Annotated in this window: 20 protein-coding genes; 18 read left to right on the forward strand and 2 right to left on the reverse strand. The window is 35.6% G+C overall.

The genetic code is table 11. The annotated features are described in order from the left end of the window. The first annotated feature begins 69 nt into the window (after positions 1-69). From FNL60_RS02550 to FNL60_RS02620, 15 genes are all read left to right on the forward strand, one after another. Complete coding sequence (locus FNL60_RS02550; protein ID WP_002262578.1) at positions 70-1,164, forward strand: AI-2E family transporter; 1,095 nt, start codon at positions 70-72, stop codon at positions 1,162-1,164. 35 nt (positions 1,165-1,199) lie between these two features. Beyond that, positions 1,200-2,537, forward strand: coding sequence for a hemolysin family protein (locus FNL60_RS02555; protein WP_002262579.1), 1,338 nt, complete (start codon positions 1,200-1,202; stop codon positions 2,535-2,537). 74 nt (positions 2,538-2,611) lie between these two features. Beyond that, on the forward strand, positions 2,612-3,403 hold the full coding sequence (gene pflA / locus FNL60_RS02560) for a pyruvate formate-lyase-activating protein (protein WP_002262580.1): 792 nt from the start codon (positions 2,612-2,614) through the stop codon (positions 3,401-3,403). A 676-nt stretch (positions 3,404-4,079) separates the two neighbouring features. After that, positions 4,080-4,211: a teichoic acid D-Ala incorporation-associated protein DltX gene (locus FNL60_RS02565; RefSeq protein WP_002262581.1), complete on the forward strand. Its 132-nt coding sequence runs from the start codon at positions 4,080-4,082 to the stop codon at positions 4,209-4,211. A 9-nt stretch (positions 4,212-4,220) separates the two neighbouring features. Continuing rightward, on the forward strand, positions 4,221-5,771 hold the full coding sequence (dltA, locus tag FNL60_RS02570; protein WP_002262582.1) for a D-alanine--poly(phosphoribitol) ligase subunit DltA: 1,551 nt from the start codon (positions 4,221-4,223) through the stop codon (positions 5,769-5,771). After that, positions 5,768-7,030, forward strand: a complete 1,263-nt coding sequence (dltB, locus tag FNL60_RS02575) for a D-alanyl-lipoteichoic acid biosynthesis protein DltB (protein WP_002266844.1) — start codon at positions 5,768-5,770, stop codon at positions 7,028-7,030. Before dltA ends, dltB begins: the two co-directional genes overlap by 4 nt. Before the next feature lie 14 nt (positions 7,031-7,044). After that, a complete protein-coding gene (dltC, locus tag FNL60_RS02580; protein ID WP_002262584.1) occupies positions 7,045-7,284 on the forward strand; it encodes a D-alanine--poly(phosphoribitol) ligase subunit DltC in 240 nt (79 codons plus the stop codon). Further along, entirely contained in the window at positions 7,277-8,542 is a 1,266-nt protein-coding gene (dltD, locus tag FNL60_RS02585) for a D-alanyl-lipoteichoic acid biosynthesis protein DltD (RefSeq protein ID WP_002280174.1), read from the forward strand. The genes dltC and dltD overlap by 8 nt, the downstream gene beginning before the upstream one ends. 61 nt (positions 8,543-8,603) lie before the next feature. Then, complete coding sequence (locus FNL60_RS02590; protein ID WP_002262586.1) at positions 8,604-9,536, forward strand: manganese-dependent inorganic pyrophosphatase; 933 nt, start codon at positions 8,604-8,606, stop codon at positions 9,534-9,536. 206 nt (positions 9,537-9,742) lie between these two features. Further along, positions 9,743-10,393: a DUF1803 domain-containing protein gene (locus FNL60_RS02595; protein WP_002280175.1), complete on the forward strand. Its 651-nt coding sequence runs from the start codon at positions 9,743-9,745 to the stop codon at positions 10,391-10,393. A gap of 57 nt (positions 10,394-10,450) precedes the next feature. Further along, a complete protein-coding gene (locus FNL60_RS02600) occupies positions 10,451-11,374 on the forward strand; it encodes a helix-turn-helix transcriptional regulator (protein WP_002280176.1) in 924 nt (307 codons plus the stop codon). A gap of 63 nt (positions 11,375-11,437) precedes the next feature. Further along, entirely contained in the window at positions 11,438-12,013 is a 576-nt protein-coding gene (locus tag FNL60_RS02605; RefSeq protein WP_002280177.1) for a type 1 glutamine amidotransferase family protein, read from the forward strand. 60 nt (positions 12,014-12,073) lie between these two features. Then, positions 12,074-12,448 (forward strand): VOC family protein, encoded by a 375-nt coding sequence (locus tag FNL60_RS02610; RefSeq protein WP_002272356.1) that lies wholly within the window; start codon positions 12,074-12,076, stop codon positions 12,446-12,448. 3 nt (positions 12,449-12,451) lie between these two features. Next, positions 12,452-13,069, forward strand: coding sequence for an SAP domain-containing protein (locus FNL60_RS02615; RefSeq protein WP_002280178.1), 618 nt, complete (start codon positions 12,452-12,454; stop codon positions 13,067-13,069). Positions 13,070-13,094: 25 nt separating this feature from the next. After that, positions 13,095-13,604, forward strand: coding sequence for a YbhB/YbcL family Raf kinase inhibitor-like protein (locus FNL60_RS02620; RefSeq protein WP_002270163.1), 510 nt, complete (start codon positions 13,095-13,097; stop codon positions 13,602-13,604). A gap of 177 nt (positions 13,605-13,781) precedes the next feature. Here FNL60_RS02620 and FNL60_RS02625 read toward each other — a convergent pair whose 3' ends face one another. Together FNL60_RS02625 and FNL60_RS02630 are read right to left on the reverse strand one after the other, a co-directional pair. Further along, a complete protein-coding gene (locus FNL60_RS02625) occupies positions 13,782-14,801 on the reverse strand; it encodes an acyl-CoA thioester hydrolase/BAAT C-terminal domain-containing protein (protein ID WP_002280179.1) in 1,020 nt (339 codons plus the stop codon). 233 nt (positions 14,802-15,034) lie between these two features. Then, complete coding sequence (locus FNL60_RS02630) at positions 15,035-16,486, reverse strand: UDP-N-acetylmuramoyl-L-alanyl-D-glutamate--L-lysine ligase (protein WP_002280180.1); 1,452 nt, start codon at positions 16,484-16,486, stop codon at positions 15,035-15,037. 88 nt (positions 16,487-16,574) lie between these two features. On the opposite strand from FNL60_RS02630, the gene FNL60_RS02635 reads away from it, so the two are divergent. From FNL60_RS02635 to FNL60_RS02645, 3 genes are all read left to right on the forward strand, one after another. Beyond that, complete coding sequence (locus FNL60_RS02635) at positions 16,575-18,209, forward strand: putative polysaccharide biosynthesis protein (RefSeq protein ID WP_002280181.1); 1,635 nt, start codon at positions 16,575-16,577, stop codon at positions 18,207-18,209. Between the two features lie 226 nt (positions 18,210-18,435). Then, positions 18,436-19,530 carry a cystathionine gamma-synthase gene (locus tag FNL60_RS02640; protein ID WP_002268067.1) on the forward strand — a complete coding sequence of 365 codons (1,095 nt, stop codon included), beginning with the start codon at positions 18,436-18,438 and terminating at the stop codon, positions 19,528-19,530. A 14-nt stretch (positions 19,531-19,544) separates the two neighbouring features. Then, positions 19,545-20,708: a MalY/PatB family protein gene (locus FNL60_RS02645; protein WP_002280182.1), complete on the forward strand. Its 1,164-nt coding sequence runs from the start codon at positions 19,545-19,547 to the stop codon at positions 20,706-20,708. The last annotated feature ends 181 nt before the right edge of the window (positions 20,709-20,889 follow it).

The following is a 20,889-nucleotide window of genomic DNA, read 5'->3' on the forward strand; positions in this document are numbered from 1 at the left end:
CTCTTTGTTGCTTACTTGTTATTTATTATAACATAAAAATATGTTAAAATAAGCGCAAAAGGAGGGATTATGTTTAAGAGTAGTAAATTGTTTTTCTGGACAGTAGAAATTTTACTGGTCACTTTGATTCTCTTTATCTGGCGGCAAATGGGAAGTATCTTTAATCCTTTTTTCAGTGTTGCTAAAACGTTTTTTCTTCCTTTTTTATTGGGAGGTTTTCTTTATTATATTACTAATCCTATTGTCACTTTTTTAGAAAACCGTTTTAAAATTAAACGTATTTGGGGGATCACTCTTATTTTTGCTGTATTGCTTTCCTTGCTGGTTTTTTCTATTACCAGTCTGATTCCCAATTTGATTAATCAGCTAACAGATCTTATTTCAGCCAGCCAAAATATTTATGTGGGTTTGCAGGATTTATTCAATGAATGGAAAAGCAATCCTGCCTTTAAAAATATTGATATCCCTGTTCTTTTAAAACAGTTCAATTTATCTTATGTTGATATTTTGACAAATGTTTTGGATAGCGTGACAGTTAGTGTCTCAAGTATTGTTTATATGATTACAAATACGGTGATGATTCTGGTTCTTACACCCGTTATTCTTTTTTATCTCCTCAAGGACAAAGATGGTTTAATGCCCATGTTAGATCGTACTATATTGAAAAATGATAGGCATAATATCAGTCAATTACTGAATCAAATGAACAAAACCATTTCTCGTTATATTAGTGGTGTAGCTATTGATGCTGCCTTCATATTTGTTTTTGCTTTAATTGGTTATCAGATTATGGGCGTCCAGTATGCTTTCTTATTTGCTTTAGTTGCTGGGATTACTAATGTTATTCCTTATGTTGGCCCTTACTTAGGTTTGACACCAGTTGTTTTAGCTTATGTGGTCAGCGATCCTAAGAAGATGATTATTGCTATTATTTATATTATGACCTTGCAGCAAATTGATGGGAATATTGTCTACCCACGTGTTGTAGGAAGTACCATGAAAATTCATCCTTTAACGATAATGGTTCTCTTGGTGTTAGGTGGCAATATTGCTGGTTTGGTTGGTATGTTAGTTGCTGTACCAGCTTATGCTATCATTAAAGAAATTGTAAAATTCCTTGTAGGTGTTTATGATTACCACAAGAAAAATAAAATTGTGTTATAATAGACTAACTATATTAATTTTAGGAGAGATAACTAATGGAAGACCCCGGTAGCCAGTCCTTGATCTTACAATTTTTATTATTACTGATTTTAACGCTTTGCAATGCTTTTTTCTCAGCTACTGAAATGGCTCTTGTATCTCTTAATCGTGCACGCGTTGAACAAAAGGCTGAAGAGGGCGAAAAAAAGTATATCCGTCTGCTAAAAGTTTTGGAAAATCCTAATAATTTTCTATCAACCATTCAGGTTGGTATTACTCTTATTACCCTTTTATCCGGAGCGAGTTTGGCAGATTCTTTAGGGCGTGAAATTGCTGTTTGGTTTGGCAATTCAGCTACTGCCAGAACGGCAGGAAGTCTTATTTCTTTAGCTTTTTTGACCTATATTTCTATTGTTTTGGGTGAATTGTATCCTAAACGTATTGCTATGAATCTCAAGGAAAATTTAGCTGTGCTGTCAGCACCTGTTATTATTTTTCTTGGCAAAGTGGTTAGCCCTTTTGTTTGGCTGCTTTCGGTCTCAACAAATCTATTAAGTCGCCTCACTCCTATGACCTTTGATGATGCCGATGAGAAAATGACCCGTGATGAAATTGAATACATGTTGACAAACAGTGAAGAGACTCTAGATGCTGATGAAATTGAAATGCTGCAAGGTGTCTTTTCACTAGATGAATTGATGGCACGTGAAGTGATGGTTCCTCGTACAGATGCTTTTATGGTGGATATTAATGATGATTCTAGTGATATTATCCAAACCATTCTCAATGAAAGATTTTCGCGGATTCCTGTTTACGATGATGATAAAGATAAGATTATTGGAATCATTCATACTAAAAATTTATTGAATGCTGGTTTCAAGGAAGGTTTTGATCACATCAATCTTCGCCGTATTTTGCAAGAGCCGCTTTTTGTACCAGAAACTATTGTTGTAAATGACCTTTTGACCGCTTTAAAAAATACCCAAAATCAGATGGCTATCCTACTTGATGAGTATGGCGGTGTGGCAGGTCTTGTCACCTTAGAAGACTTATTAGAAGAAATTGTTGGTGAAATTGATGATGAGACAGACAAAACAGCCATTTCTGTTCGTGAAATTGCAGATAATACCTATATTGTTTTGGGAACAATGACACTTAATGATTTTAATGAGTACTTTGAAACTGACCTTGAAAGTGATAATGTTGATACGATTGCTGGTTTTTATCTGACTGGTGTCGGAACAATTCCAAGTCAAGAAGAAAAAGAACACTTTGAAGTAGAGAGTAATGGCAAACACCTTGAACTGATTAATGATAAAGTTAAGGATGGTCGGGTTACCAAACTGAAGATTCTCGTTTCAGAGGTTGAAGAAAAGGAAGATGAAAAAGACTAAACATAATGTTAGTCTTTTTTACTTTTAAAGTGTTATAATAGTAATCAGAAAAACGTTTACAGGAAAGAAAAATCATGATAGAAAAAGTTGACTACGAAAAAGTAACAGGACTTGTTAATTCTACAGAATCTTTTGGGTCTGTAGACGGACCTGGTATACGCTTTGTTGTTTTTATGCAAGGGTGCCAAATGCGTTGTCAATATTGCCACAATCCTGATACTTGGGCAATGAAGAATGATAGAGCAACAGAAAGGACTGCAGGAGATGTCTTTAAAGAAGCTTTACGTTTTAAAGATTTTTGGGGAGATACAGGAGGTATTACTGTTTCTGGTGGTGAAGCAACGCTCCAGATGGATTTTTTAATTGCCCTCTTTTCTTTAGCAAAAGAAAAGGGAATTCATACGACCTTGGATACCTGTGCTCTGACTTTTAGAAACACACCAAAATATCTTGAAAAATATGAAAAGTTAATGGCTGTCACTGATTTAGTATTGTTAGATATTAAAGAGATTAATCCTGACCAACATAAAATTGTCACTGGTCATAGCAATAAAACTATTTTAGCTTGTGCGCGTTATTTATCTGATATTGGAAAACCTGTTTGGATTCGCCATGTCTTAGTCCCTGGTCTGACTGATCGGGATGAAGATTTAATAAAGTTGGGTGAGTATGTCAAAACATTGAAGAATGTTCAACGGTTTGAAATTCTTCCTTATCATACAATGGGTGAATTCAAATGGCGTGAATTAGGGATTCCTTATCCTTTGGAAGGTGTTAAACCGCCAACACCAGATCGTGTGCGCAATGCTAAAAAGTTAATGCATACGGAAACATATGAAGAATATAAAAAGAGGATTAATCATTAAAAGAAAAGGATAAAAGAAAGTGAAAGTTTATTTTGTTATGCTACTTTTTCAAGTTTGGTGAAGTTAATAAGTCAGTCAGCTTATCCAATTAAATAATAGTCTTGTTTGGAAACAAATTAATCTTTTTATGGCTTTTTTTAAGTAGGAAGAGCGCTAAGCTCATTTAGGTGACGTTGTCATCTTAGTAGACCTATCCGTCTACAAAATAAAAGCGATGGGAATACTGACCAGTTGCTGCTGTGTCACAGTATCAATACCTTTGGTAACAATACTGGCAAATTAGAGATTACAAGTTTCGATTTTAGCAATAAAATGACGGAGTCGGTTGCTCGCGTGCTGATCCTCTAAAGCTAACTGGCAAAAAAAGTCAATCAATAGATGCAATAGGCTTCTAAACAAATCTAAGAAAAAGCTTGAAAGTTGCTTTTAGAAAGAGCTATTTCAAGCTTTTTCTTTTTAAATTGTGATTAGAAAAAATAAAAGAATAGACAGTGTATTGAGAGATAATTATTAGAGCAGAGCGAACTGCTATTTAACAATTTTTTGTCAAAAAAACAATAAATTTCCTATCTTTATAGCATATTTTTGATATAATGGACTTTGTTATTGAATTATTTTAAGGTATATTTAAATAAAGTATGGCAATCTGAATGAGGAGGCTGTTTGATAAATTAAGATGAAAAAACGAAGAACAATCTATAAATTTTTATTACAAACTTTATTTTATTCCGTTATATTTTTGATTTTGCTCTATTTCTTTAGTTACCTTGGTCAAGGTCAGGGAGAATTTATCTACAACGAATTTTAGGAAGTAACAATGGCTAATAAAAAAATAAAAGATATGATTGCAACAATTGAAAATTTTGCTCAAGAACAGGCAGAATTTCCGGTTTATAATATTTTAGGAGAAATCCATACCTATGGAGAATTAAAAGCTGATTCTGATTCGCTTGCAGCTCATCTTGATCAGTTAGATTTAACAGCAAAATCACCAGTAGTTGTCTTTGGAGGACAGGAATATGCCATGCTGGCTAGTTTTGTTGCTCTGACAAAATCAGGGCATGCCTATATTCCTATTGATCATCATTCAGCCTTAGAACGTATTGAGGCTATTTTAGAGGTAGCAGAGCCAAGTTTAGTTATTGCTGTTGATGATTTCCCAATTGACAATCTTCAAGTCCCAGTAATTCAGTATAGTCAATTAGAAGAAATTTTTAAACAAAAGCTATCTTATCAAATCAATCATGCGGTTAAGGGGGATGATACCTACTATATCATCTTTACTTCAGGGACAACTGGTAAACCTAAAGGAGTACAGATTTCACATGACAATCTGCTTAGTTTTACTAATTGGATGATTAATGCAGAAGCTTTTGCAACACCTCATAGGCCGCAAATGCTGGCACAACCGCCTTACTCTTTTGATTTGTCAGTGATGTATTGGGCGCCAACATTGGCTTTAGGTGGGACCCTTTTTGCTCTTCCTAAAGAAATAACCGCAGATTTCAAACAATTATTTACAACTATTAACCAATTACCCATTGGTGTGTGGACATCAACACCTTCCTTTGTTGATATGGCTATGCTGTCAGATGACTTTAATGCACAGCAATTGCCTCATTTAACTCATTTCTATTTTGACGGAGAAGAGTTGACGGTTAAGACGGCTAAAAAATTGCGTCAGCGTTTTCCGCAAGCAAGAATTGTCAACGCTTATGGGCCAACAGAAGCAACTGTTGCTTTATCAGCTTTGGCTGTCACTGATAAAATGCTTGAAACATGCAAGCGTCTGCCAATTGGCTATACAAAACCAGATTCGCCAACCTTTATTATTGATGAGTCAGGTCATAAACTGGCAAATGGTCAGCAAGGAGAGATTATTGTTTCCGGTCCGGCAGTCTCTAAGGGGTATCTCAATAATCCTGAACGAACAGCAGCAGCTTTCTTTGAATTTGAAGGTTTGCCAGCTTATCATACTGGTGATTTGGGAAGTATGACAGATGAAGGTCTCTTGCTCTATGGCGGTCGTATGGATTTTCAGATTAAATTCAATGGCTATCGTATTGAGTTGGAAGAAGTCTCTCAAAATCTTAACAAATCGCAATATATCGCATCTGCTGTAGCTGTTCCCCGTTATAATAAAGACCATAAGGTGCAAAATCTTTTAGCTTATGTTGTCTTAAAAGATGGTGTAGAAGAGCAATTTGAGAGAGCACTTGACATTACCAAGGCTATTAAGGCTGATTTGCAAGATGTTATGATGGATTACATGATGCCTTCTAAGTTTTTGTACCGTAAAGATTTACCTTTAACACCTAATGGTAAAATTGATATTAAAGGTTTGATGAGTGAGGTAAACAAAAAATGATTGATTTTTTCAAGAATCTTCCTCACTTAGAAGCTTATGGAAATCCTCAATATTTTTTCTATATTATTTTGGCTGTCTTACCAATTTTTATAGGCCTCTTTTTTAAGAAACGCTTTCCTCTTTATGAGGCTTTTGTTAGTCTGATTTTTATTGTTTTAATGTTGACAGGTGAAAAGTCGCATCAAATCTTTGCCTTGTTTTTCTATATCATTTGGCAAATTTTCTGTGTCTATAGTTATAAATTTTATAGAAAATCACGGGATAATAAGTGGATTTTTTATCTTCATGTCTTCATGTCTATCTTACCTTTATCTTTGGTAAAGATTACTCCTGCGATTTGGACAAATCAACAATCTTTATTTGGTTTTTTGGGTATATCCTATCTTACCTTTCGTTCAGTAGGTATGATTATGGAAATGCGAGACGGTGTTCTCACGTCATTTACATTTTGGGAATTTATCCGTTTTATGCTGTTTATGCCTACTTTTTCAAGTGGGCCCATTGATCGTTTCAGAAGATTTAATGATGATTATGAGAAGATTCCTGATAAAGATGAATTGCTAGATATGTTGGAACAATCTGTTCACTATATCATGCTTGGTTTTTTCTATAAGTTTGTTTTAGCGCAAATATTGGGAACAATGATTTTACCGGGGTTGAAAGAAATGGCCCTGCAAAAAGGTGGTTGGTTCAATTGGCCGACTTTAGGAGTCATGTATATTTATGGACTAGACTTATTTTTTGACTTTGCTGGTTATTCAATGTTTGCCATAGCTATCTCTAACTTTATGGGAATCAAGAGTCCAACTAATTTTAACCAACCGTTTAAATCACAAGATTTGAAGGAATTTTGGAATCGCTGGCATATGAGTTTGTCTTTTTGGTTTAGAGACTTTGTTTTTATGCGTCTTGTCAAAGTTTTAGTCAAAAATAAGGTCTTCAAAAATCGCAATGTTACATCAAGTGTTGCTTATATTGTGAATATGCTGATTATGGGATTTTGGCATGGCGTAACTTGGTACTATATTACCTATGGTCTATTTCACGGTGTCGGTTTAGTACTCAACGACGCTTGGCTTCGTAAAAAGAAAAGACTGAACAAAGAGAGAAAAGCAAAGAATTTATCACCTTTGCCAGAAAATGGCTGGACAAGAGCGTTAGGTATTGTCATTACCTTTAATGTTGTCATGTTATCATTTCTGATTTTCTCAGGATTCTTAAATGACTTGTGGTTTGCAGATCAATTATCAAAGAAATAAAAGGAGTATTTACAATGGATATAAAATCAGAGGTTTTAAAAATTATTGATGAGCTTTTTATGGAAGATGTATCAGATATGATGGATGAAGATCTATTCGATGCAGGTGTTTTAGATAGCATGGGAACTGTTGAATTAATTGTTGAATTGGAAAATCATTTTGATATCACTGTTCCTGTTTCTGAATTTGGTCGTGATGATTGGAATACAGCCAATAAAATTATTGAGGGTATAACGGAGTTACGAAATGCTTAAACGGTTATGGTTGATTTTGGGGCCAGTTTTCTGTGCCCTAGTTTTGGTTTTTTCTTTAATTATGTTCTATCCAGCTAAACATTTAAGTCATAATTATAATGAAGAAAAAAACGATGCTGTAGCTTTATCACCTAGTAGTTTTAAAAGTACCAATAAAAAAATGCGTGCATTGTCAGACAAAAGGCACCTCTTTGTCCCCTTTTTTGGTTCTAGTGAGTGGCAACGTATTGATAATATGCATCCATCTGTTCTAGCAGAGCGTTATAATCGTTCTTATCGTCCCTATTTACTGGGACAAAAAGGGTCAACCTCTTTGTCACATTATTTTGGCATGCAGCAAATTGGTAATCAGATTAAAAATAAAAAGGCTGTCTATGTTATTTCTCCTCAGTGGTTCGTTCCAAAGGGGACAAGTCCTATCGCTTTTCAGCAGTATTTTAGTTCTGAACAATTAGCTGATTTTCTCTTAAATCAAACAGGAAGTACAGCGGATCGTTATGCAGCTAAACGTTTATTAGACATTAAACCGAGTTCGAATTTGCAAGGTATGATAAAAAAAATTGCGGCTGGTAAAACCTTAAATAGCTTTGATAGGGCAAGCCTGCGCCTTATTAAGAGTTTCTTGAAAAAAGAAGACGCTTTATTTGGAAGTCTGACCTTTAGTGATAATTATGAACGTCGTGTATTGCCGCATGTCAAAAAATTGCCCAAGCACTTTTCTTATGGAACCTTAAGTCAAATTGCTAGCAAAGATGGTCAAAGGTTAACAAAAACAAATCAATTTGAAATTAATGATCATTTTTATAATAAACGTATTAAAGGACAATTGAAAAGACTCAAAGGCTTCCAAAAGCAACTGTCTTATTTACAGTCTCCAGAATACAATGATTTACAGCTGGCGTTAACTCAATTAGCAAAGTCAAAGACCAAAGTCATATTTGTTATTCCGCCGGTTAATGCCAAATGGGTTGAATATACAGGTCTAAGCCAAGATATGTATCAAAAGACGGTTGAAAAAATAAAATATCAGTTACAGAGCCAAGGTTTTGATAACATTGCTGATTTATCAAAAAATGGTGATCAGCCTTATTTCATGCAGGATACCATTCATCTTGGTTGGAATGGTTGGCTGGCTTTTGATAAAGAGGTCAATCCCTTCTTATCCAAGAAACAGCTCCAACCAGCTTATAAGATTAATAATCACTTTTTAAGTAAAAAGTGGGCCACTTATACTGGTAATCCTTTTCAGTTTAAGTGAGACCTTTTTGCCTAATGAAATCAAATTTGGTAAAATGAGAGGAAGAAAAGAGGTAATTGTTATGTCTAAAATTTTAGTTTTTGGTCATCAAAATCCCGATTCAGATGCAATCGGTTCATCAATGGCTTATGCATATTTAAAACGTCAACTCGGCGTAGATGCTCAAGCAGTAGCTTTAGGAAATCCAAATGAGGAGACAGCTTTTGTACTTGATTATTTTGGTATTCAAGCACCGCCTGTTGTTAAGTCAGCTCAAGCAGAAGGTGCCAAACAAGTCATCTTAACAGACCATAATGAATTTCAGCAATCTATCGCAGATATCCGCGAAGTTGAAGTCGTTGAAGTTGTAGATCATCATCGTGTCGCTAATTTTGAAACAGCAAATCCTCTTTATATGCGTTTAGAACCAGTTGGATCTGCTTCATCAATCGTTTATCGGCTTTACAAGGAAAATGGTGTTGCTATTCCTAAGGAAATTGCAGGAGTGATGCTGTCAGGTTTGATTTCAGATACACTTCTTTTGAAATCACCAACGACTCATGCCTCTGATCCAGCTGTTGCAGAAGATTTAGCCAAAATTGCAGGTGTTGACTTGCAGGAATATGGTTTGGCTATGCTTAAGGCTGGTACCAATTTAGCAAGTAAAACGGCTGCGCAACTTGTTGATATTGATGCTAAAACATTTGAACTCAATGGTAGTCAAGTACGTGTAGCTCAAGTCAATACGGTTGATATCAATGAAGTTTTGGAACGTCAAAATGAAATTGAAGAAGCCATTAAAGCATCACAAGCAGCTAATGGATACTCTGATTTTGTCTTGATGATTACTGATATTTTAAATTCAAATTCGGAAATCTTAGCATTGGGCAACAATACTGATAAAGTAGAAGCAGCTTTTAATTTCACACTTAAAAATAACCATGCCTTCTTAGCAGGTGCTGTATCACGTAAGAAACAAGTTGTACCTCAATTAACGGAAAGTTTTAATGGGTAAAAAATTTAAATGAAAGACGGTGAGAGCTGTCTTTTTTCTTTGTAAACTTTTTTGGAGTACATTATAGATGAATCAATGCAACTATTGTTCTAATCCTCATTTTTTATAAAAAAATTGAAGATACTATCTGTTGTTTTCGTATCTTAATTGGCCATACTTTTATGGAAAATTAGTCTAGAAGACCGAATTTTTGCTATAATATTTTCATGATTAAAATTTATAATGGCGATAAATTAACGCGTCAGCCATTTTTCATAAAACTTATCAACTATTTGCAAATACATGATGATGTCACTTTGCGGCAGATTAAGAGGAATTTTGCTGATACTGAGCATCTAGAACGATCTATTGAGGACTATGTGCAAGCGGGTTATGTTTTACGTGAAAATAAACATTATTACAATGCTTTTGAGCTGTTAGAGAACCTTGATGGTTTGACACTGGATAGTCAGATTTTTGTAGATGACCAGTCATCTATTTATCAAGATCTGTTAGCCTTAACTTTTGAGACCTATTTGTCTAACCAGACAAATACAGCTCTTATCATTGAAAAGACGGATATTAGCAGAGATGCCTTAACCTTATCTAACTACTTTTTTAAACTTAATGAAAATTTTCTTCTATCAAGAAAACAAAAACCCTTGTATCATTTATTGGGTGATGTCAATCCGAATTATGCTCTCAAATACATGACTACCTTTCTTTTGAAATTTTGGGGTAAGGATGTGGTCAAGCAGAAACGTCCTGATATTTTTGTCCAAGCCTTAGTGCTCTTAGGTTATTTGGAGCAAGTAGATAAACAGAGTTATTGTTTGAAAATGACTTTTGATAAGGAAAAATTGATTTTCGCATCATAAATTTGTTTTTAATCATTCTTATTATTCTTAAAAGCAACAGGGAAGTGATAGGGGAAAATGAAATTAGAAAGATTACTGGCTATTTTATCCCTACTTTCAGATAGAAATAGGATAACAGCTAAAGAACTAGCAGAAAAATTTGAGGTGTCCAAACGGACTATTTATCGAGATTTAGAAAGCCTTAATCAAGCAGGAATTCCCATTGTTTCCTATGCTGGTCGCGACGGTGGACTTTCGCTGATGAAAAACTATCAGATAGACAAACGCATCCTATCAAAAGCAGATACTAAAAATCTTTACTCTGCTTTAAAGGGCTTACAAAGCATTAAGCAGCAGCCAGAATTGATTGCCTTGATAGCGAAACTTCTGCCTGAGGAAAAGAGTAATCCTTTAGCAGATTATGATATTAATTTTTCTTCTTGGTATGCTGACAGCCTTATTCAAAAGAAAATTGAAATACTGCAAAAGACTATTGAAGAAAGAATTTGTGTTTTATTGGATTATATTTCAAGTTCTGGCAGAAGGAAGCGCAAAATTGAGCCCTATCAATTAGTTTTTAAAGATTCAGCCTGGTATCTGCATGCCTTTTGTCATAAACGACAGGCTTTTCGTCTTTTTAAACTGCGGTGTATGGCATCTTTAACCTTATTAGAAGAAAAATTCACCGGACGTCCTTATCCAGCTTTAACATTAAAAAGCACAGCTTATTCTGATTTTTCTTTGGAACCTGTTGAAGGTTATGACAAGGTTGTTTTGACTTATCATCCTGAGGATGCCTTTGCTATAACCAAAGTGATGGATGCTTCTATACTAGCTGCTTCTGAAAAAGAAGGCATGGTTACTTTTTATACGTCAAATTTAGCTATGGCTTGTGATTTGGTTTTTCAATTACTAACAAAGGTCAGTGTTCTTGCACCAATTGAATTGCAGCAGCTAGTTGAGAAAAAGTTGGACAAAATTAAATCATTCTATAAAAGGTGACATAAAGTTGTCATCTTTTTTAGGTTATACTAATAGGCGATAAAAGAGAAAGTAGGTAGGATAATGAAAAATGACGTTCTTGTTTATGTATTTGATGGTTATGCAGACTGGGAGCCATCTCATGTCTGCTCGGAATTAAATAGACAGGACAGTCCCTTTCAAGTTAAAACCATTAGTTTAGATAAACAGCCTAAAACATCCATGGGCGGATTTCGCGTGATGCCTGACTATGATATGACGGATTACCCTAAGGAATTTAAACTGCTGATTATTTCTGGCGGAGATAGTTGGCTGGCAGGGGAAAATACTGACATTCTGCCTGTAGTAGACTATGCTGCTCGCCAGCAAATACCGATTGCTGCCATTTGTGCTGCAACCAGTTTTTTAGCTGAAAATGCTTATTTAGATCATGTCAAGCACACTGGCAATAGCCTTGAATTTATGAAAAAGCAGGCTCCTCATTATCGTGGAGAAGACTTTTATGTAGAAGAACAGGCAGTCAGTGATGGTGGTATTGTGACAGCAAATGGGACAGCAGCCTTAGAATTTGCTAGAGAAATTTTCTTTTTACTACATGTTAAAAATCCCCAAGAAATAGAGGATTGGTACCATTTTAACAAAGTGGGCTTTTATCATTAAACAGCTTTTAATATCATCTTATTTTGAAAAAATGTATAATAAAGGGGAGGAGGCATTACTATGATTGATCATTTCGGCATTACCGTACAAGATTTAGAAAAGAGCAAAGCCTTTTATCAGGCAACCTTAGCACCTTTAGGCTATGAACTAAGGGTTGACAATTCTTTCGCTGCTAGTTTTGCAGAAGTCCGCAGTGCAGATCCTGCAGGAGATTTTTGGCTTGGATCAGGAGAAAAGTTCCCGCCAATGCATTTTGCTTTCAATGCCCAAACACGAGAAGAAGTGAGAAAGTTTTATCAGGCTGGTTTGAAGGCAGGGGCTCTTGATAATGGTGCTCCAGGCATCAGAGAAAATTACCATCCCAATTATTACGCGGCTTTCTTGATTGACCCAGATGGCAATAACATTGAAGCTGTTTGTCATAAAAAGGAGTAGATTGTGGTTAAGCGTCCTGATTTTTTCCAGATTAAAACCTATGAAGAGTTTTGCAAGTATTATTGGTATCAGAAAGAATTGTTGCATATTTGTCAGCAACTGGACTGTGCACATTGGGGAACAAAGCAGGAATTAAACGATAGGATAAAGGCTTATTTTGCAGGAGAACCAATGAAAGCAGTTGAAAGGAAGACTAAGCCTTTTAAACCAAAAGCGACACAAGAGCTCAGCTTATCCAGTTCTTTGCTGCTATGCGGCTTTGCCTTTAACCAAAAATTTAGGGAATATTTTGCCCGGCAAACCGGAGTTGAACCCTTTAAATTTACTGCAGATATGGCAACAGCATGGAGGAAAGTCAAGGCAGAAAATGATCTTAGCTTTACTATCCAAGATCTTTTAGATGTTTATGCTGGAAAATCTGATTACGCAAGATATGATAATCGTTCCTGCCAATGGAATCAATTTTACAAGGATTTTTGTGCAGATAAAAAGACTAAAGGGATTAAAAATAAAATGAAAGTCGCTTCCATTCTTTGGCAAGCTGTCAAAAAATCTGATCAGGCCAAGGTTTACTCATCACAATTATGGGATAAATATTCAAATTTGTTAGATAATGAATAAAGAAAGTAGAGAGGAGGTGTTTGTCATGATAGAAAGATTAGACTTTGTTTGCCCAACAATTCCTGAAGGCGGTGAATTTCCACTTGAACATACGGGCAAGGGAGAAGACAGATCACCTGAATTTTTTATCAAAAATCTTTCTCCTCATGCAAAAACACTTGCTATTACTTTAGAAGATTTGACACATCCTCTCAAAAGGGAATTCACGCATTGGTTGATTTGGAATCTTCCTGCTTCTAGTTATATCAAGGCTAATATTTCTTACGGATTTGAAGTAGCAGATCCTCAAGAAGCTAGACAGGGAATAGCTTATGGTTGGCATCGTTATGCTGGTCCAAAACCACCGCTAGGTCAAAATCATAAGTATCGCTTTACCATTTACAGTCTGGATTGTTCCTTGAATTTAAATCGCTGGACAAGAAAAAGCAAACTTTTAAAAGCAGTGGAAGGTCATGTCCTGCAAAAGGGACAACTAACGGCTTCTTTTGGCAATAAAAAGATCTGGAATCAAAATTCCAGACCAATGATGGTATGATAAGATTTTAAGACTTAACTTTTTAGAGTAACCTCATAAGGATATGAGACTGGAACTGCAAAATCAATTTCTATCATGATTTGTGTTTCACTCTCTAAGTAAGTTAAATATCATTGCTTGACACTTATAGAATTATTCAGTTATTGTTTAAATAATTTTTATTAAGCGAAAATTACATTAGCTATGCCAAATGCTTAACTGTTTTTTGAGTCTTTGGTCACTGTCCTTTTTAGCAGTCTCATTAGCTGCTTTATTTCCACCAACCGACAGGTATATGCCGCGGCTGTCAACAATTCCGTCTCCGGCAAAAAGATGGCCAGCTTCTTTGTAGATAGTCACTTGCGTATGATTTGGCTGATACTTTTCGATCAGTCTTGCAGATTCAGCACTTGGCCACATCCTGTCATTTTCTCCGGCAAAAATGAGAATATTTGCTTTTGTCTTTTCAACTTTAATACGTTTGTCTTCACTGTTTTTATCCTTATCTAAAGCCTGTTTGTAGGTATGATAATAAGAAATAGGTGTTTTTATCAAAAAATTATAGAAGAGTTTTAGAGAATTTTCTGAACGGACATCCAAGTAAGGCAGTGCTTTACCATTTTGTGACCAAGAAGAGGAGTAGTTTCTAAAATCCAAGCCAGCATAAATGTGGCTAGAAGGAGCATATAGAACAACATTATCAATAGAATCATAGAGACTGGCAAGCAGTAGGGCATATTCTGCACCTTTAGATGTTCCAATTACAGTAATCATATCAGGTTGACTAAAGTGTTGTGAAATATAGCTTTCAATTTCTTGATAATATTCTACTGGCACTTCAGCAAGTGTTGGATGTTGATTGGGCATACCAAAGAAGAATAGGGCTAAAACCTGATAACCTTCTTGAGCTAATTGAATAGCTTGTTCATAAGCAGGCGTGCCATCGGAGCCCCCAAAAGTTACAATAACACCTTTATACTTAATGTTATCTGGAATTATCCTGAATCCATTGAGATAATCTCCTGTTACGTGTTCAATAGTAAGACCAGCAATATCAGTTTTATAAAGAGAAAGTTTACTAGGATTGGCATAATAGTCAGGAGTGTTAGGGATTCCTTGTGAGCTGTACTTAAAATTGTGAAAAGATCTCATGGTAAAAATGAAAAGAACCCCTAAAATGATAACAAAAAGAATTCCTAAACAGACTGCTATGATCATGCTTGTATCCTTCTTTCTAAATTGTTTTCTGCTTTTAATGTAAAATGTTAATTAGTCATTTGTTATGAGTAAAGCGATAAAAATTATAACAAGTTTATTTTAAAGTAAAAATTAGCCAACTTGGTGTAAAAGTAAACGAATAAGGATTAGTATGCTATGCCTAACCTTAACGACTGTTGGCGAACAATATAGCGAAAACTTTAAATAGTCTGATCCACTTTTTTAATTTTTAGCTAAAGGTATTTTCTAGCCACTTCAATATCACCAGCATATGCTGTGCGCTTTCCCTTAACAATTTGAAAAGCATCAGCTCCTTTACCAGCTATAATGACAGCATCGTTTTCAGACTGCGTCAATGACATAGCTTTTTGAATAGCTTGCTTACGATCAACAATAATGTTTACTGGACGTTTGATATGATGAGCAATCTCTTGAGAGATAAGCTGTGGGTCTTCATTGTTAGGATCATCTGCAGTTAAAATAACTTGCAACTCTGGATGAGCATTGATAACATAACCAAAATCAGCTCGGCGGCTTTCTCCTTTATTTCCAGGAGCGCCAAGAATAAGAATTAAAGTTCCTTTTTGATGTTCTTCAACAACTGACAATAGTTTTTCTAAACTATCTCCGTTGTGAGCATAATCAATAAAGACCTTAGCACCATTCTTTTGAATGAGAACTTCCATGCGCCCCGGCACCGTTGTTTGAACGATGCCTTTTTGAATATCAGTCTGGCTAGCTCCTAGCTGTAAGCAGGCCAAGGCAGCAGCAACTGCATTTTCTTGATTGAACGAGCCTGTCAGCTGAATGTCATAATGGCCTGCTAATTTGCCCGTCAGATCAAATGAAAAAGCCTTGCTGTTTATAATTTGATTGTCAGAATATTTCCCATAGAAATCATGTGGCTGGTCGGCAACCTGTTCTTTGATGAGTGCAAAATGATTCATCTGACTATTGACGATAACATAACGACTATGTTTCAGTAAAAGACGCTTATGGTAAAAATAATCTTCAAAAGTAGGATGTTCAATCGGTCCAATATGATCAGGACTAATATTGAGAAAAACACCAACATCAAAAGTCAGTCCGTAAACACGGCCAACTAGGTAAGCTTGACTTGAGACTTCCATAATGAGATGAGTCATGCCATTAGCAACTGCCTGTGCCATCATTTTAAAAAGATCTAAGCTCTCGGGGGTTGTTAGTTTTGATTTGAAGAAAGTTTTTCCATCTAGGGTTGTGTTCATGGTAGAAATCATGGCCGGACGGTAGCCTTGCTTTAAGATATGATAAGCAAAATAAGCAGCTGTTGTTTTGCCTTTAGTTCCTGTAAAAGCCAAAGTTTTCAACTTATCTTGAGGGTTGTCATAAAATTCCTTAGCAATCAGACACATGGCATTTTTGATATTATTAACAAGAATAAGCGGAATACCCACTTGATAATCTTTTTCTGCTACATAAAAGGTTAATCCGCTTTCGATAGCTTTTTCTAGAAATTCTTTTTTGAAAGTTGCTCCCTTAACAAAAAAGAGGGTTGAGGCTTTAATGTCACGACTATCATAAGAAATGTGATGAAAAGCCACTTCTGGATTTGAGTATTTGTATTGATAATGCTCACCATCAATTATTTCGCGAAAATTAGCATTATTTTTAAGAATCGTTAATACTGTTTCAATTGTAATCATACCTTTTATTTTAGACTTAAAGTTAGTGTTTTACAAGTATCAATCAAAAGTTTATAATAAATTTATCAAAATGCTAGAAAGAATTTAAATGTCTGATAAAGAAACAAAGATGACACAGCAAGAGCAAATGGTTCGAGGAACTGCCTGGCTGACTGCTGGTAATTTCATTAGCCGTCTCCTCGGAGCTGTTTATATTATTCCTTGGTATGCATGGATGGGAAAATATGCAGCAGAAGCTAATGCTCTTTTTGGAATGGGTTATGAAATCTATGCCCTTTTTTTACTGATTTCAACTGTCGGTATTCCTGTTGCTGTTGCTAAACAGGTTTCAAAGTATAACACACTGGGAGACCCTAAAAAAAGTACCTATCTTGTGCGGAAGATTTTGCATTTTATGCTTGGTTTAGGTGCCATCTTTGCTGTTATTATGTATATAGGATCACCTGTTTTTGCCAGTATGAGCCGTGGCGGTCAAGACTTAGTACCTGTTCTTAGAAGTTTAACTTTGGCAGTTCTTGTTTTTCCGTCCATGAGCGTTTTAAGAGGCTTTTTTCAAGGGTTTAATAATCTCAAACCTTATGCCATAAGTCAAATAGCTGAACAAGTTGTTCGGGTTATTTGGATGCTTTTAACAGCTTTCTTTATCATGAAGATGAGCTCAGGAGACTATGTTGACGCAGTAACACAGTCTACTTTTGCTGCCTTTGTCGGAATGTTTGCAGGGATTGCCGTTCTTATTTATTTCCTATGGGAAAACGATTTATTAGATGCCTTATTTGGCAAAAAGTCTGAAAAGGTTGATATTGATACTAAGGATCTCCTTATTGAAACAGTTAAGGAGGCTATTCCTTTTATCGTTACAGGTTCGGCTATTCAGGTTTTTAAACTGATTGATCAATTCACTTTTGGCAATAGTATGGCTCTTTTCACACATTATAGTGATAGAGAATTAAAAGTTATGTTTGCCTATTTTTCGACAAATCCAGGCAAGGTTACGATGATTTTGATTGCTGTTGCGACAGCGATTGCAGGTGTCGGTATTCCCTTGTTAACAGAGAATTTTGTCAAAAAAGATAAAAAAGCTGCGGCACGCTTAGTTGTTAATAATTTACAAATGCTGATGATTTTTATCATTCCTGCCATTATAGGAGCTGTTATTTTAGCTAAGCCGCTCTATACTATTTTTTACGGTCTGCCTCAGGGACAAGCGTTGGGGCTGTTCATCGTTTCTTTACTGCAGACAATTATTTTAGCTATCTATACGGTTTTAGCTCCGATGCTGCAGGCTTTATTTGAAAATCGTAAGGCTATTCGTTACTTTATTTATGGTGTTATTGCTAAATTTGTTTTACAAGTTCCTCTCATTTATTTCTTGCAGGCCTATGGTCCAATATTAGCAACAACGTTTGCCCTATTCATTCCAATTATTCTGATGTACCTTCAAATACAAAAAATTACAGGCTTTAATCGCACTGCCATTAGAAGAACAAGCCTTTTAGTGTTGATTTTGACAGCAATCATGACTATTGTTGTCGTTTTGGCAACTTGGCTGCTGGGGCTAATTCTATCAGATAATAGTCGAATCGCTAGTCTTATTTACATTACAGTGATTGGTTTTATTGGTATAGTTGTTTATGGTATCTTGGCTTTAGCTACTCATCTTCTTGATAAAATGTTGGGTACTAAGGCGGTCAGCCTTCGTCGGAAGCTGCATATGAATTAATGAGCTGTCCCAATGGTTTTTCATTGGGATTTTTGGATCCTCGCAAATCACTAACTATATTAGTAGTGCCGTAGAGCTTCTAGCATGGTAATAAAAAAACTAAGATGGTAAGTTTGCTTATAGTTTCTTTTTATAGCTAACTATCAAGAAATAGAATAGGGTAAAAGTCCGTCATTTTTGGGAATACGTGGTAAAATAATTGCATTAGATTCGAAAGGTAAAAACGATGACTGAAGACTATAAATTAGATACTATTCTGGCACATGCAGGAATTAATACGGACAAGACAACAGGAGCTCTGACGGCTCCTATTCATTTGTCAACAACTTATCAGCATCCTCAATTTGGTCAATCAACAGGTTTTGATTACACACGGACAAAAAATCCTACCCGCACTGTTCTTGAAGAAACGCTGGCTAAAATTGAAAAGGCTAAATACGCTTTAGTAACATCGTCGGGTATGGCGGCGCTTGTTTTGCTTTTTACTGGCTTTCCTATTGGGAGTAAGGTAGTTGCGGCGCGTGATTTATATGGTGGTTCTTTTCGTTGGTTTAACGAACAGGAAAAAGCAGGAAGATTTTCTTTTGTTTACACCAATACAGAAACTGATATGATTGCTGCCATTTCAGATGAGACCGATTATGTTTTTATCGAAACGCCAACCAATCCGCTCATGATTGAATTTGACATTAGTAAAGTTGCTCAAGCAGCTCATAAGCATGGTGCCAAGGTCATTGTTGATAACACTTTTTACAGCCCTATTTATCAAAATCCGCTCGTTTTAGGTGCTGATGTGGTTTTGCATTCAGCAACCAAGTATCTATCAGGTCATAATGATGTTCTTGCCGGTGTTTTAATGACCAGCGATCAAGAAATTTACGATAAGCTTTTTTATGACCAAAATACAACAGGTCCAACACTCTCGCCCTTAGATGCTTATTTGCTGATGCGCGGTCTGAAAACACTTAAATTGCGTATGGAAAAAGCAACACAAAATGCTAAGACAGTTGTTGCTTATTTAGAAAAATCACCTGCTGTTAAAGAGGTACTTTATACAGGAAAAGGCGGAATGATTTCTTTTAAAGTTGTGGATGAAAAAAAAATTCCGCAAATTCTCAATCATTTACAGCTGTTCACCTTTGCAGAAAGTTTAGGTGGCGTTGAAAGTTTAATTACTTATCCAGCGACACAGACACACTTGGATATACCGGAGGAAGTGCGTCATTCCTATGGTTTGACAGATGACTTACTGCGTCTGTCCATTGGAATTGAAGATGCGGAAGACTTGATTGATGATTTAAAAGTTGCTTTAGAAGCTTAAAGGAGATAAAAGAGATGGGACGATATGATTTTACAACAAGACCTGACCGTCTTAACCAATTTACCTATAAGTGGAAAACTTCTGAAAATAATCCAGAACTTCTCCAGATGTGGGTGGCTGATATGGACTTTTTGCCTGTACCAGAAATTAAAGAAGCTATTATTAATTATGGACGAGAACATATTTTTGGTTATAACTATTTTAACGATGACCTCTATCAAGCGGTTATTGATTGGGAAAAAAAGGAGCATGACTATGCTGTTGTAAAAGAAGATATTCTTTTCATTGATGGCGTTGTTCCAGCCATTTCAATAGCTCTGCAGGCTTTTAGTGAAAAAGGAGATGCTGTTTTAATTAACTCACCCGTCTATTATCCTTTCGCACGTACAATCAGACTAAATGACCGTCGGTTGGTAGAAAATTCTCTTCAAATTATTAATGGACGTTTCGAGATTGATTTTGAACAGCTGGAGAAAGATATTATTGACAATAATGTCAAAATTTATCTTCTTTGCAGTCCTCATAATCCTGGTGGGCGTGTTTGGGATAATGATGATTTGATCAAAATAGCTGAGCTTTGCAAGAAGCATGGTGTGATTTTAGTTTCTGATGAAATTCATCAGGATTTGGCTCTTTTTGGAAATACACATCATTCCCTCAACACTTTAGATGCTTCATACAAGGATTTTACGATTATTCTAAGTTCAGCAACTAAAACATTTAATATTGCAGGAACTAAAAGCAGCTTTGCTATTATTCAAAATGAGAGTTTGCGTCGAAAATTTCAATATAGGCAGTTGGCTAACAATCAGCATGAAGTGCCAACCGTTGGGATGATAGCAACTCAAGCGGCCTTCCAATATGGAAAACCTTGGTTGGAAGAGCTCAAAACAGTTATTGAGGGAAATATTAAACTGGTCATAAAGGAATTAGAAACAAAAACGAAAATCAAAGTGATGGAACCTGAAGGTACTTATTTGGTTTGGCTGGATTTTTCTGCTTATGCTATTGCTCAGTCTCAACTGAGTGAAAAACTGCAAAATGAAGCAAAAGTTGTCCTCAATGATGGCGCACACTTCGGTAAGGAAGGCAAGTACTTTGCTCGTCTTAATGTTGCGACACCTAAAAATACAGTTCAAGAAGCACTAAGTCGCATTATCAGTGTCTTTGGAAAATAAAAAATATTTTTAAAACATTCTTGAAATTGGCAAATCCTGTCCGATTTTTGGAATGTTTTTATATACAGTTACTTTTATCAAAAATATCTTTTTGATGACTTGATTTTTTGCTATCTCTGCTTATTTGTACATTATGGTAGCTATAGTTCTTGCCTTGTTGAGGTTTTATATCTAATGTGCT

It is taken from the genome of Streptococcus mutans (assembly GCF_006739205.1).
In the GTDB taxonomy this organism is placed as follows: Bacteria; Bacillota; Bacilli; order Lactobacillales; family Streptococcaceae; genus Streptococcus; species Streptococcus mutans.

Coding starts and splice junctions, on each gene's coding strand:
- dltD (WP_002280174.1), top strand. CDS start 7,277: ATGCTTAAACGGTTATGGTTGATTTTGGGGCCAGTTTTCTGTGCCCTA.
- FNL60_RS02610 (WP_002272356.1), top strand. CDS start 12,074: ATGATTGATCATTTCGGCATTACCGTACAAGATTTAGAAAAGAGCAAA.
- FNL60_RS02595 (WP_002280175.1), top strand. CDS start 9,743: ATGATTAAAATTTATAATGGCGATAAATTAACGCGTCAGCCATTTTTC.
- FNL60_RS02640 (WP_002268067.1), top strand. CDS start 18,436: ATGACTGAAGACTATAAATTAGATACTATTCTGGCACATGCAGGAATT.
- FNL60_RS02600 (WP_002280176.1), top strand. CDS start 10,451: ATGAAATTAGAAAGATTACTGGCTATTTTATCCCTACTTTCAGATAGA.
- FNL60_RS02555 (WP_002262579.1), top strand. CDS start 1,200: ATGGAAGACCCCGGTAGCCAGTCCTTGATCTTACAATTTTTATTATTA.
- FNL60_RS02605 (WP_002280177.1), top strand. CDS start 11,438: ATGAAAAATGACGTTCTTGTTTATGTATTTGATGGTTATGCAGACTGG.
- dltA (WP_002262582.1), top strand. CDS start 4,221: ATGGCTAATAAAAAAATAAAAGATATGATTGCAACAATTGAAAATTTT.
- pflA (WP_002262580.1), top strand. CDS start 2,612: ATGATAGAAAAAGTTGACTACGAAAAAGTAACAGGACTTGTTAATTCT.
- FNL60_RS02550 (WP_002262578.1), top strand. CDS start 70: ATGTTTAAGAGTAGTAAATTGTTTTTCTGGACAGTAGAAATTTTACTG.
- dltB (WP_002266844.1), top strand. CDS start 5,768: ATGATTGATTTTTTCAAGAATCTTCCTCACTTAGAAGCTTATGGAAAT.
- FNL60_RS02625 (WP_002280179.1), bottom strand. CDS start 14,801: ATGATCATAGCAGTCTGTTTAGGAATTCTTTTTGTTATCATTTTAGGG.
- FNL60_RS02620 (WP_002270163.1), top strand. CDS start 13,095: ATGATAGAAAGATTAGACTTTGTTTGCCCAACAATTCCTGAAGGCGGT.
- dltC (WP_002262584.1), top strand. CDS start 7,045: ATGGATATAAAATCAGAGGTTTTAAAAATTATTGATGAGCTTTTTATG.
- FNL60_RS02590 (WP_002262586.1), top strand. CDS start 8,604: ATGTCTAAAATTTTAGTTTTTGGTCATCAAAATCCCGATTCAGATGCA.
- FNL60_RS02565 (WP_002262581.1), top strand. CDS start 4,080: ATGAAAAAACGAAGAACAATCTATAAATTTTTATTACAAACTTTATTT.
- FNL60_RS02645 (WP_002280182.1), top strand. CDS start 19,545: ATGGGACGATATGATTTTACAACAAGACCTGACCGTCTTAACCAATTT.
- FNL60_RS02630 (WP_002280180.1), bottom strand. CDS start 16,486: ATGATTACAATTGAAACAGTATTAACGATTCTTAAAAATAATGCTAAT.
- FNL60_RS02635 (WP_002280181.1), top strand. CDS start 16,575: ATGTCTGATAAAGAAACAAAGATGACACAGCAAGAGCAAATGGTTCGA.